Origin of the sequence: Streptomyces sp. NPDC048415 (assembly GCF_040651675.1) — a bacterium.
Lineage (GTDB): Bacteria > Actinomycetota > Actinomycetes > Streptomycetales > Streptomycetaceae > Streptomyces.
In genome coordinates this window covers 94,925-106,961 of record NZ_JBEZKJ010000011.1, presented here as the reverse complement: position 1 = coordinate 106,961, position 12,037 = coordinate 94,925, and the positions used below count along the sequence as shown (strand labels likewise).

Genomic DNA, 12,037 nt, shown 5'->3' with positions numbered 1-12,037 from the left:
CCACAGCTAGGACGGTCTTCCCAGCACCGGCAGCAGTCGCGACGGGCCCGCGTGCAACAGCCACGGTGGGAGCAGGGACAACGGGTCCAGGTACGTTTGCCCTCTGCGCAGGCCCCAGTGGAGGCAGGACGCCGGGCAGTGCGAGGCGCCGGGTTCCACCATGCCCAGTACTTCGCCCGCCATCACCTCGTCGCCCTGGTGAACCGTTGCCCGCACCGGCCCGTACGTCGTACGGAGCGGGGGTGTCCCCGTGCCCGACAGCTCCACCGAGATCACCCCGTGGCCCCCGACCCTGCCCGCGAAGGACACGCGGCCCGGTGCGACGGCCCGTACCGGCGTGTCCACATCCGCTGCGAGGTCCACGCCCCGGTGCCCCCGGCTGTATGCCGTCGCCGGGGGTTCCCAGCCCCGTACGACCAAGGGACGTACACCCACGGGCCAAGTGCGGGCGACAGCCGGAACCTGCGCATCGGTTCCCCCGGGCTCGGCCGCCTCCGACGGTCCCGGTGGGGCGGGGCTGTTCGGGCGGGCCAGGGCTGAGGGGGTCAGCGCGCCCAGGACGGTCACCGTCAAGCCCAGCAGCAGCCCCAGCCACGTCCGCACACATCGTTTCGCTCGCATGCGAGAACCGTCCCGCATCGGGCGGATCACGGCCGGGATCTGTGGAGTACCGGCCGGTTGTGGACAGCGGCGTCACCCGGTGCCTCCCGGGTCCCGTACACTTCTGATGGCGATCCGGGTCACCGGGTCGACTTCGCACGCCCCGACATCTGGTCATCAAAAGCCGGTGTCAGCGCCTCTCGGTCCCTAGTGGCAAGGCGCATCGCGGGCGTCAGGCGCGAGTGCCGTCCGGCACACGCGGCACAACCGAGAACACCAAGGAGAACGGCCATGGCCGTCGTCACGATGCGGGAGCTGCTGGAAAGCGGCGTCCACTTCGGTCACCAGACCCGTCGCTGGAACCCGAAGATGAAGCGCTTCATCTTCACCGAGCGCAACGGCATCTACATCATCGACCTGCTCCAGTCGCTGTCGTACATCGACCGCGCCTACGAGTTCGTCAAGGAGACCGTCGCCCACGGCGGCACGGTCATGTTCGTCGGCACGAAGAAGCAGGCGCAGGAGGCCATCGCCGAGCAGGCCACCCGCGTCGGCATGCCCTACGTCAACCAGCGCTGGCTGGGCGGCATGCTTACCAACTTCTCGACCGTCTACAAGCGTCTGCAGCGCCTCAAGGAGCTCGAGCAGATCGACTTCGAGGACGTCGCCGCGTCGGGTCTCACCAAGAAGGAGCTTCTCGTGCTCTCGCGCGAGAAGGCCAAGCTGGAGAAGACCCTCGGTGGTATCCGCGAGATGCAGAAGGTGCCCAGCGCCGTCTGGATCGTGGACACCAAGAAGGAGCACATCGCGGTCGGCGAGGCCCGCAAGCTCAACATCCCGGTCGTCGCCATCCTCGACACCAACTGCGACCCCGACGAGGTCGACTACAAGATCCCGGGCAACGACGACGCGATCCGCTCCGTCACCCTGCTCACCCGCGTGATCGCCGACGCCGTCGCCGAGGGCCTCATCTCCCGCTCCGGCGCCGGCAAGGCCGAGGGTGAGAAGGCCGCGGGCGAGCCGCTCGCCGAGTGGGAGCGCGACCTGCTCGAGGGCGAGAAGAAGGCTGACGAGGCTGAGGCTCCGGCCGCCGCCGAGGCCGAGAAGCCGGCCGAGGCCGCTGCTGAGGCTCCGGCCGAGGAGGCCCCCGTCGCCGAGGCCCCTGTCGCGGAGGCCCCCGCTGCCGAGGCCCCCGTTGCCGAGGCTCCGGCCGCGGACGCCGAGCAGGCCTGACCCCTCACCCCTTCGGGTTGTGAACGGCGGGGGCTCACAAAGCCCCCGCCGTTCGGCCCGTAGATCTTCAGACTTCGAGAGAGATTCCAGGAATCATGGCGAACTACACCGCCGCCGACGTCAAGAAGCTCCGCGAGCTCACCGGCGCCGGCATGATGGACTGCAAGAAGGCGCTGGACGAGGCCGAAGGCAACGTCGACAAGGCCGTCGAGGCCCTGCGCATCAAGGGCCAGAAGGGCGTCGCCAAGCGCGAGGGCCGCTCCGCCGAGAACGGCGCCGTGGTCTCCATCATCGCTGACGACAACACCTCCGGTGTCCTGGTCGAGCTGAAGTGCGAGACGGACTTCGTCGCCAAGGGCGAGAAGTTCCAGGCCGTCGCCAACCAGATCGCCGAGCACGTCGCCGCGACCTCCCCGGCCGACCTCGAGGCGCTCCTCGGCTCCGAGATCGAGTCCGGCAAGACGGTTCAGGCGTTCGTCGACGAGGCCAACGCCAACCTGGGCGAGAAGATCGTCCTGGACCGCTTCGCCCAGTTCTCCGGCGCCTACGTCAGCGCGTACATGCACCGCACCATGCCCGACCTGCCCCCGCAGATCGGTGTCCTGGTCGAGCTGGACAAGGCCGACGCGGACCTCGCCAAGGGCATCGCGCAGCACATCGCCGCCTTCGCGCCGAAGTACCTCTCCCGTGAGGACGTTCCGGCCGAGGTCGTCGAGACCGAGCGCCGTGTCGCCGAGGAGACCACCCGCGCCGAGGGCAAGCCCGAGGCCGCCCTCCCGAAGATCGTCGAGGGTCGCGTCAACGGCTTCTTCAAGGAAGCCACCCTTCTGGGTCAGCCCTACGCGCTGGACCAGAAGAAGTCCGTTCAGAAGGTCCTGGACGAGGCCGGTGTCACCCTGAAGCGCTTCGCGCGCATCAAGGTCGGCATCTGAGTCCGTACCGCGATCGACGCGCGACCCCTATAAGGTCGACAGCAGTCGTCCGCGTACGTCGGCACGCGCGCGTGCGTGTCGGACGACAGCAGATCTGACGAGGAGGCCATTGCCGAGCATGGGATGCGAACAACACCCCACCGGCAATGGCCTTCTTTGTATGTGCGACACGTAAAAGAGGCGAGATCTCCATGACCACCACCCAGGCCGACAAGGGCGAGAAGACCGACGACGGCAAAGGCGCGGGACGCTTTCTGCTGAAGCTTTCCGGTGAGGCGTTCGCCGGTGGCGGCGGACTGGGCGTCGACCCGGACGTGGTGCACAAGATCGCCCGCGAGATCGCGGCCGTCGTGCGCGGCGGCGCCCAGATCGCCGTCGTCATCGGCGGCGGCAACTTCTTCCGCGGCGCCGAACTCCAGCAGCGCGGCATGGACCGGGCGCGCTCCGACTACATGGGCATGCTGGGCACGGTCATGAACTGCCTCGCCCTCCAGGACTTCCTGGAGAAGGAGGGCATCGACAGCCGCGTGCAGACCGCCATCACCATGGGTCAGGTCGCGGAGCCGTACATCCCGCTGCGCGCCGTTCGGCACCTGGAGAAGGGCCGTGTGGTCATCTTCGGCGCCGGTATGGGCATGCCGTACTTCTCCACCGACACCACGGCCGCCCAGCGCGCTCTGGAGATCGACGCCGAGGCCCTGCTGATGGGCAAGAACGGTGTGGACGGGGTCTACGACTCCGACCCCAAGGCCAACCCGGAGGCCGTCAAGTTCGACTCGCTCGGCTACGGCGAGGTCATCACGCGCGACCTCAAGGTCGCCGACATGACCGCCATCACGCTGTGCCGCGACAACAAGCTGCCGATCCTGGTCTTCGAGCTCCTGGCGGAGGGCAATATCGCGCGGGCGGTCAAGGGTGAGAAGATCGGCACACTCGTGGGCGACCAGAGCGGCCGGGCCTGACGGGGGCCGCCCCGGACCGGGAAGAACCCCGGTCGAGGACGGACCCTGACCGGGGGATGGACAATGTCCTGCCGGTCCGGAACCGTTCAGGAATAAGACGCGACGCAGCCGGCCGCCGAACCCAATGAGGAAACAGCTGCCGGGCCTACTCAAGACACGCAGGAGCAAGTGGTGATCGAAGAGACCCTCCTCGAGGCCGAGGAGAAGATGGAGAAGGCCGTCGTGGTCGCCAAGGAGGACTTCGCCGCGATCCGCACCGGCCGTGCGCACCCGGCGATGTTCAACAAGATCGTGGCCGACTACTACGGCGCGCTGACGCCGATCAACCAGCTGGCCTCGTTCGCGGTGCCCGAGCCGCGCATGGCCGTGGTGACCCCGTTCGACAAGAGCGCGCTGCGCAACATCGAGCAGGCGATCCGCGACTCCGACCTGGGTGTCAACCCGAGCAACGACGGCAGCATCATCCGAGTGGTGTTCCCCGAGCTGACCCAGGAGCGCCGCAAAGAGTTCATCAAGGTCGCCAAGACCAAGGGTGAGGACGCCAAGATCTCGATCCGCTCCGTCCGCCGCAAGGCGAAGGAGACCATCGACAAGCTGATCAAGGATGGCGAGGTCGGCGAGGACGAGGGCCGCCGTGCGGAGAAGGAGCTCGACGACACCACCGCGAAGTACGTCACTCAGGTGGACGAGCTCCTCAAGCACAAGGAAGCGGAGCTGCTCGAGGTCTGATGAACGACTCTTCCTGGGGGGCGCCGCCACAAGCCGGGTACTGGGGGCCGTCCGAGCAGGGGCCTGTCCAGGGGGCAGCCCCGGCGGGTCCCACGTACGATGCGCATGACGCGCAGCACACTCGGCCCATGCCCATCGTGCCCGACGTACCCGCACTTGGCGGAGACCAGGATGGCGACCGGGGGGCCGCTCGGCTGAGCGGCCCCTTGTTCCGCGACGACACACCGCCGGCGGGGCCCCACGGGCCTCCGTCACACAAGCCGCAGGAGCCCATGCCCAGCGCCGCCCCGCAGCCCGCCCCCGCTCCTCAGAAGAAGAGCGCGGGACGCGACTTGGGCGCGGCCATAGGAGTGGGAGTCGGGCTCGGTGCGGTGATCGTCGCGTCGTTGTTCATCGTCAAGGCCGTCTTCGTCGGAGTGATAGCGGTCGCCGTGGTGGTGGGGCTCTGGGAGCTCACCTCGCGGCTCGAGGAACGCAAGGGCATCAAGGCGCCCCTGGTGCCACTGGCGCTCGGCGGGGCCGCCATGGTCGTCGCCGGATACGTCCGAGGTGCGGAGGGCGCATGGGTGGCGATGGCGCTCACCGCGCTGGCCGTCCTGGTCTGGCGCATGACGGAACCGCCCGAGGGCTACCTCAGGGACGTCACGGCGGGGGTCTTCGCCGCCTTCTACGTCCCGTTCCTGGCCACGTTCGTGGCCATGATGCTCACCGCTGACGACGGGCCGCGCCGCGTCCTGACCTTCCTGCTTCTGACGGTCGTCAGCGACACGGGCGCGTACGCGGTCGGCTGGCGCTTCGGCAAGCACAAGCTGGCGCCGCGCATCAGCCCCGGCAAGACCCGCGAGGGCCTGCTGGGAGCGGTCACCTTCGCGATGGCGGCGGGCGCGCTGTGCATGCAGTTCCTGATCGACGACGGCGTCTGGTGGCAGGGCCTGGTCCTCGGCCTCGCGGTGGCAGGCAGCGCCACGCTCGGCGACCTCGGCGAGTCCATGATCAAGCGGGACCTGGGCATCAAGGACATGGGCACGCTGCTGCCGGGTCACGGCGGCATCATGGACCGCCTGGACTCACTGCTGCCGACGGCTCCGGTGGTGTGGCTGCTGCTGGTGATCTTCGTAGGCTCGAGCTGATCTTCCTAAATCTGGGCTGACCTGCGTAAACGTACGTGAGGGGCTCGTCGTCCACAGGGCGGCGAGTCCCTCTCCGTATGTCTGCGACACTGGTAGGGCCATGCCTAAGCCCGGAGAACTGGAAGTGGCCGACGTCACAATGCCCTCTACCATGAGATTTCCGGGTAGAGGGCGCTTTATTGTGGCGCTGAGCCGTGTCACTCGCGCGCTGAGGGGTCAGAAGCCCCAGCGACGGTGTGACAGTTTCTCGTAGACCACCAGAAACGGTGCTACGTAGCCGGAGGCCTCGGCAGGCGATGCGTGACCAGTCATGATCAACACAAAGCCTGCTGCGAGCGCACCTCCGTAGGTGAGGGCCGTAACCCAGAAGGGTGGGTTGGGCTCCGATCCGGCCTGGCCTTGCGGCTGCAGTTCGCCCATACTCGTACTTGCTCCTGTCCGTGCAGCGGTACATGGGGTTGGAGGCCACCCGCTTCGTTTCGTAGGCGGGCGGGTGGCCACCCCATAAGGAGCGATACCCTGAGCGGCATCACGGTTACGATTCTGGCCCAGAGGGCTCGTCGCCGTCAATCGCAACATCGAAGGGGCGGAGCGTAATCTCCCTCGGATTCTGCGGCTCGATGCGAGTAGACACCTTTCAAATCAAGGCGCTTTGCCTAGTATGACCTTGGAATCCTAAACTTTGCAGATCGGTCGAGTGCGTCTCGGTCGTGAAGTGCTCTATCCATGGCTCGCTTCGAGCGTTCCGTGCTGTCGGGCATCAAGTGGGCGTACACCCGCAGAGTCAGTCCGGGATCGGAGTCCCCCAGTACTGGCTGACGGCCTTGGTTTTCCCACCGGCGTCCAGCAGCACGGATGCGTAGAAGTGCCTCAGGGCGATGCATGCCGTGCTCGCGTGCGGACTCGTAGTTGCCGTCCCCATCAGCTTCTGCAATCAGTCCGGCCGCCGCGAGCGCTGTCTTCCACTCCTGGATGTTGAAGTTGCTGCGCCAGACCACCCAGCTCGCAGTGTTCGTGGACAGGAGGCGAGCCGAGACTTTTGAGGGCCGTCAGGCTTCCGCCACAGCAGCGTGACCTCGACCGGCTTGTACGCGTCCATGTGGGCCCGTAGGACCTCGGCAACTGACGAGGGCAGCGATGCGTCCCGCTCCCCGCGTTCGGGTAGTCGAGGTCCACGACGGTCAGCCCGGCGCCCCCGGGACGCTCGTGGGCGACGCGCTCGCAGCGGTCGGTATGCCAGTACCGCGCGGCGGACCGCGTTGGCCGACTGCACGGCGCCGTGGTAGATCCAGTGCTCGCCGCGGTGCTGGTCCCGCAGCACGCTGGGGCGGGGTGAGCTTGCCCCCCCGGGCATATGCGCAGCGGCTGTTCAGAGAGCCGGTGGTAGCGGCCCTCCACATCCGCCTTCAACTCCATGTGCGCGCTGACCATGTGCTCTACCGGGTCGAACCCGTTGCGGGCCACGATGCCGAAGCCGATACGGTGCGCGCCCTTGGCGAACGCTCGCCAGTCGTGGTGCGTGCGGAGAACGTCTTGCCCTGCCGCGGCACCGCGCCGACCAGCAAAGACAGCCACAGCTTGGTGGCTATCACCAGGTTGCCCCGCTCGTCCACGCCCCACGGGAACGGCTTTCAGAAGTCCACCCGAGTCGCCCCCAGCAGCGGCGTACACCCCGCGGGCACTGCGAGCGGGTCGCGGTCAGCGATCCAGTAGGACACCCTGCGCCCGCTCCACGAGGGCGCCATGACGTACAGGGTCAGCGCCGCGGCGAGCCCCACGAAGCACGCGGCGGTGGTGACGATGCCCCGCAGCCGGACGCGGTCGTTGCGCTGCCGCGCCAGCTTCAGGTACTCGGCCGCGTCCTCCGCCTGCACGGCGGCCAGCCGCAGCCCCTTGCCCTCCGCGTCGAACACCCACCGGCCGACCAAGGTGGACCAGCGCCACGCGCCGCGCGGCGAGTAGGCCAGCAGCTTCGGCGTGTAGATGCACGGCAGGCGAACGGCGTGGTAGCCGACCATGGTGGAGTAGTGGCGCACCGCCCAGCGTCGCACCGCTTTGCGCTGGTCGGGCAGCTTCACTCAGTCCGGCAGGACCGGCATGCGGGCCTTGTGCTTGGCCTCCATCCACTCACTGACCGAGGGTGGGTAGACCTCGCGGGGCGGGTCGACCGGCGCATCCTCCGTGAGAACGTCGGCGTCCGGGTCGTCGGCGTCGGGGAGTTCGGCCTCCCCACTCGCCCGGCGCGGGCGCGTCGGCGGTCGGGGCGGGCGTCTTGTTGAGAGGGAACGGCATCACGTCGGCCGTCCGCTTCTCATGCCCAGCGCTACGCCCCGCGAGACCCCGTGATCGCGCGTGAGTTCCGCGGCCGACGGAAGCTCCACCATCGTCGGGTCGGACTTGATCAGAGTTTCATCGCTTTCGCGATCTCCAGAACGTGGAGCCGTAGGAGCCACGCAGCGGTGATAGTTCATGCGTCCGGTGATGCCACCTCAAATCAGGCTCAGATTCCGGTGCAAGTTCGAGAGTTAAACGGGTCAAATCGTGCCTTTCTGTAGGCATTCGGGAACTGGCATTCGATCATGCACTGATAAGCTCTGGGTAAACGGGGGAAAACGCGTGCGGCCGCTTCGGAGGCTCTTTGCTGCCCCCATTTCCGGGCGCCCTTGACCAGAGCGCCCGTAGTAAACGGGAGATTTGAAAAGTGAAGAACATTAAGCGGTCCCTGGGGGCTGCTGCATCGCTGGTGTCCATCCTGGGGACCAGCGTCATCCTTGCTCCATCAGCGTCCGCGACGCCTGCCGGTTGTGGTGAGCTGAGCAACGGCAACCTGTGCATCTCGGGCGGCAAGCTCGGCAAGAGCGCCACCTACACGTGGACCGTCGGCTACTCCCGCAACACCAGCGGCCAGATCATCGTGACGCTCGGCGACCAGCGCAAGAACGACCAGATCACCGCCCTGCCGAACTACTACGGCAGCAAGAAGACGAGCTCCGTCAGCAACTATGCCGAGCTGAGTCAGAAGCACTCCATCGACGCAGGCGACTGCATCCGCGGCGTCATGGAGTACAAGGGCACGATGTACGTCACCAAGTGGCGTTGTCCCTGACGGTACCCTCACGGGTGCCGCATGACGCGTGCGGCACCCAGAGCCCCGCCTCACCGTCAAGGGAAACGCCGTCGTGTGGGAAATCATTCTCTATCTGAATTTCGCCACCGTGGCGGGATTCCTGCTCTTCTGCGCGGTCATTCCCTGGGTGGCTGCCGCAATTGAAGCGCGCACGAGGGACGCAGTCCCGGTGCTGTCCCGCGTGTTCCTCGCGTTCTGCCTGATGGTAATCCTCGCGGCCACGCTGATCCCGAGCCAGCCGATCGGCAGCGGCGGGCAGCGGTACATCTCGTGGGCACCTGGTGAGGGCCTTTGGGGCGACGACCTGTCCACGGTCGGAATGGGCAGCATGGAGCACGACATGATCCTGCGGCTCCAGCTGGCGAACGCCCTGATGTTCGTCCCGCTCGGCCTGCTGCTGATGTTTGTCACTCGGCAGCCGCGCCTGCGCCGGGTCGTGCTGATCTGCCTAGCGTTGAGTGTGCTGATCGAGGCGACACAGTACGTGATGAACGCTGGTCGCACCGTGGACGTCGATGATGTCCTGTTCAACACCCTGGGCAGTCTCATCGGCGGCGTCCTGGCGCTCTTGCCCCGTCTCGCCTTCCTGAGCGAGGACTCTGAGGAGTCGGCGGATCCCGCCCTGGGCTGACCGCCCGAGCTTTTACGGCGGGCCTGGACGGACAGCCTTCTGGACGCTCGCCCGCAGAAAGCGTGCCGCCACCTGCACCGACGTGCCTGCCGCGAACCGTGGGCCGGGCCGTCTGTGGGCCGTCGGAGGGGGACCGACGATGACCAACAACGACCGTCAACGACCACTCCCGATCCGACGATCGCAGGTCACACGAATCGATCTGCGACACTGGTACAGCCATGCCTAAGCCCGGAGAACTCACTTTTGTCGCCCCGCGCGGAGCCAAGAAGCCGCCGCGGCACCTTGCCGATCTCACGCCCGCCGAGCGTAAAGAGGCCGTTGCCGCGATCGGTGAGAAGCCGTTTCGTGCCAAGCAGCTCTCGCAGCACTACTTCGCGCGGTACGCGCACGACCCCGCCGAGTGGACGGACATCCCGGCCGCCTCGCGCGGCAAGCTCCAGGAGGCGCTGCTCCCCGAGCTGATGACGGTCGTGCGGCATCTGTCCACCGACGCGGACACCACCCGTAAGACCCTGTGGCGGCTCTTCGACGGCACGCTCGTCGAGTCCGTGCTGATGCGCTACCCGGACCGGGTCACCATGTGCATCAGTTCGCAGGCCGGCTGCGGGATGAACTGCCCGTTCTGTGCGACGGGGCAGGCCGGGCTCGACCGGAATCTGTCCACCGGCGAGATCGTGCACCAGATCGTGGACGGCATGCGGGCCCTCAGGGACGGCGAGATTCCGGGCGGCCCCGCACGGCTGAGCAACATCGTCTTCATGGGCATGGGTGAGCCGCTCGCCAACTACAAGCGGGTCGTGGGCGCCATTCGCGCCCTCACCGACCCCGAGCCGGACGGGCTCGGACTCTCGCAGCGCGGCATCACCGTCTCGACGGTCGGACTAGTCCCGGCCATCCACCGGTTCTCCGACGAGGGCTTCAAGTGCCGCCTCGCCATCTCGCTGCACGCGCCGGACGACGAGCTGCGCGACACCCTCGTCCCCGTCAACACGCGGTGGAAGGTGCGCGAGGTGCTGGACGCCGGATGGGAGTACGCGGCCAAGTCCGGGCGGCGCCTGTCCATCGAGTACGCCCTCATCCGGGACATCAACGACCAGGCATGGCGCGGTGACCGGCTCGGGCGGCTGCTCAAGGGCAAGCCGGTGCACGTCAATCTCATCCCGCTGAACCCGACCCCGGGTTCGAAGTGGACCGCCTCGCGGCCCGAGGACGAGAAGGCGTTCGTCGAGGCGATCGCCGCCCACGGGGTGCCGGTGACCGTCCGGGACACCCGTGGTCAGGAGATCGACGGGGCGTGTGGTCAGCTCGCGGCGACCGAGCGGTAGTCTGACCCGCGTCAGTACATCTTGATAGCCAGCTTCTTCATAGCCAACATCTTCAAATCCAACATCTTCATATTCCGACAGGGGAGCGCCACAGCGCTGAGAGTGCGGGACAGACCGCAGACCCTCTGAACCTTGCCCAGGTCATTCTGGGTAGGAAGTTCGGTCATCACTCAAGCTGTTGCGCCCTGCCCGGGACCTGCCTTCAGGCCCCGGGCAGGGCCGCGTCTCTTCCTGGTCAGCCAGGAGGAATTCAGTGAGCACCACCAAGAAGTTCGCGGCCGTGGCCGTCGGCCTGGGCCTCGTCACGCTGCCGGCGCTGTCCGCGTGTGGGTCGTCCGGCAGCGGGAAATCCGCGGACTCCAAGACCGTCACGCTCGTCAGCCACGACTCGTGGGCCGTGTCGAAGAGCGTGCTCAAGGACTTCGAGAAGCAGTCCGGGTACACGGTCAAGGTCCTCAAGGACGGCGACGCCGGGCAGGCCGTCAACAAGGCCATCCTCACCAAGGACAACCCGCAGGGCGATGTCTTCTTCGGCGTCGACAACACCCTGCTGTCCCGGGCGCTCGACAACGGGCTCTTCCAGTCGTACGAGGCGAAGGGGCTCGGCCGGCTCGACGCCCAGTACCTGCTCGACAAGGACAAGCACCGGGTCACCCCGATCGACTACGGCGACATCTGCGTCAACTACGACAAGGCCTACTTCAGCCGGCACAAGCTGGCCCCGCCGGCCTCCTTCGACGACCTGACCAAGCCCGCGTACAAGAACCTCCTCGTCACGGAGAACGCGTCCACGTCCTCGCCCGGTCTCGGCTTCCTGCTCGGGACCGCCGCCAAGTACGGCGACGACGGCTGGCCGGACTACTGGAAGAAGCTCAAGGCCAACGGCGTGAAGGTCGTCGACGGCTGGGAGCAGGCGTACAACGAGGAGTTCTCCGGTTCCGCCGGCGGCAAGAAGGCGAAGGCCGACCGGCCGCTCGTCGTCTCGTACGCCTCCTCGCCGCCCGCCGAGGTCATCTATGCCGACCCGAAGCCCACGACCGCGCCCACCGGCGTCGCGGACGGCACCTGCTTCCGGCAGATCGAGTTCGCGGGGCTGCTGAGCAACGCCGGCAACACCAAGGGCGGCAAGGCGCTCATCGACTTCCTGGTCTCCAAGGAGTTCCAGGAGGACATGCCGCTGAACATGTTCGTGTATCCGGTGCTCAAGGGGGCGAAGGTGCCCGCGGAGTTCACCGCGTACGGCCCGGCGGCCAAGGACCCCGAGACCATGGCCCCGGCCAAGATCGCCGACAACCGTGACCAGTGGGTCAAGTCGTGGACCTCACTCGTACTGAAGTAGCGCCCGGGAGGCGTGGGAGCGCGGCG

General features: G+C 67.2%; 12 protein-coding genes and 1 riboswitch. Of the genes, 9 read left to right on the top strand and 3 right to left on the bottom strand.

The window, feature by feature from the left end; genetic code table 11:
- Window positions 1-6: 6 nt before the first annotated feature.
- A complete protein-coding gene (locus AB0D27_RS10935) occupies window positions 7-621 on the bottom strand; it encodes a M23 family metallopeptidase (RefSeq protein ID WP_362505281.1) in 615 nt (204 codons plus the stop codon).
- A gap of 270 nt (window positions 622-891) precedes the next feature.
- On the opposite strand from AB0D27_RS10935, the gene rpsB reads away from it, so the two are divergent.
- From rpsB to AB0D27_RS10910, 5 genes are all read left to right on the top strand, one after another.
- Window positions 892-1,833, top strand: a complete 942-nt coding sequence (gene rpsB, locus AB0D27_RS10930; protein WP_362505278.1) for a 30S ribosomal protein S2 — start codon at window positions 892-894, stop codon at window positions 1,831-1,833.
- Window positions 1,834-1,928: 95 nt separating this feature from the next.
- Window positions 1,929-2,765: a translation elongation factor Ts gene (gene tsf / locus AB0D27_RS10925; RefSeq protein WP_362505275.1), complete on the top strand. Its 837-nt coding sequence runs from the start codon at window positions 1,929-1,931 to the stop codon at window positions 2,763-2,765.
- Between the two features lie 191 nt (window positions 2,766-2,956).
- Window positions 2,957-3,727, top strand: coding sequence for a UMP kinase (gene pyrH, locus AB0D27_RS10920; RefSeq protein ID WP_362505272.1), 771 nt, complete (start codon window positions 2,957-2,959; stop codon window positions 3,725-3,727).
- Window positions 3,728-3,898: 171 nt separating this feature from the next.
- Window positions 3,899-4,456 (top strand): ribosome recycling factor, encoded by a 558-nt coding sequence (gene frr, locus AB0D27_RS10915; protein ID WP_362505269.1) that lies wholly within the window; start codon window positions 3,899-3,901, stop codon window positions 4,454-4,456.
- On the top strand, window positions 4,456-5,586 hold the full coding sequence (locus AB0D27_RS10910) for a phosphatidate cytidylyltransferase (RefSeq protein WP_362505266.1): 1,131 nt from the start codon (window positions 4,456-4,458) through the stop codon (window positions 5,584-5,586). Before frr ends, AB0D27_RS10910 begins: the two co-directional genes overlap by 1 nt.
- Window positions 5,587-5,802: 216 nt before the next feature.
- Here AB0D27_RS10910 and AB0D27_RS10905 read toward each other — a convergent pair whose 3' ends face one another.
- Both AB0D27_RS10905 and AB0D27_RS10900 read right to left on the bottom strand, forming a co-directional pair.
- Window positions 5,803-6,006 carry a hypothetical protein gene (locus AB0D27_RS10905; protein WP_362505263.1) on the bottom strand — a complete coding sequence of 68 codons (204 nt, stop codon included), beginning with the start codon at window positions 6,004-6,006 and terminating at the stop codon, window positions 5,803-5,805.
- Window positions 6,007-7,217: 1,211 nt separating this feature from the next.
- Entirely contained in the window at window positions 7,218-7,664 is a 447-nt protein-coding gene (locus AB0D27_RS10900; protein WP_362505260.1) for a hypothetical protein, read from the bottom strand.
- Window positions 7,665-8,287: 623 nt separating this feature from the next.
- Here AB0D27_RS10900 and AB0D27_RS10895 point away from each other — a divergent pair.
- From AB0D27_RS10895 to AB0D27_RS10880, 4 genes are all read left to right on the top strand, one after another.
- On the top strand, window positions 8,288-8,692 hold the full coding sequence (locus AB0D27_RS10895; protein WP_362505257.1) for a hypothetical protein: 405 nt from the start codon (window positions 8,288-8,290) through the stop codon (window positions 8,690-8,692).
- A gap of 73 nt (window positions 8,693-8,765) precedes the next feature.
- On the top strand, window positions 8,766-9,344 hold the full coding sequence (locus AB0D27_RS10890) for a VanZ family protein (RefSeq protein ID WP_362505254.1): 579 nt from the start codon (window positions 8,766-8,768) through the stop codon (window positions 9,342-9,344).
- A gap of 221 nt (window positions 9,345-9,565) precedes the next feature.
- Window positions 9,566-10,672: a 23S rRNA (adenine(2503)-C(2))-methyltransferase RlmN gene (gene rlmN / locus AB0D27_RS10885; RefSeq protein ID WP_362505251.1), complete on the top strand. Its 1,107-nt coding sequence runs from the start codon at window positions 9,566-9,568 to the stop codon at window positions 10,670-10,672.
- Window positions 10,673-10,741: 69 nt separating this feature from the next.
- Window positions 10,742-10,847: riboswitch (TPP riboswitch) on the top strand.
- Window positions 10,848-10,925: 78 nt separating this feature from the next.
- Window positions 10,926-12,011 (top strand): thiamine ABC transporter substrate-binding protein, encoded by a 1,086-nt coding sequence (locus AB0D27_RS10880; RefSeq protein ID WP_362505248.1) that lies wholly within the window; start codon window positions 10,926-10,928, stop codon window positions 12,009-12,011.
- Window positions 12,012-12,037 lie beyond the last annotated feature (26 nt).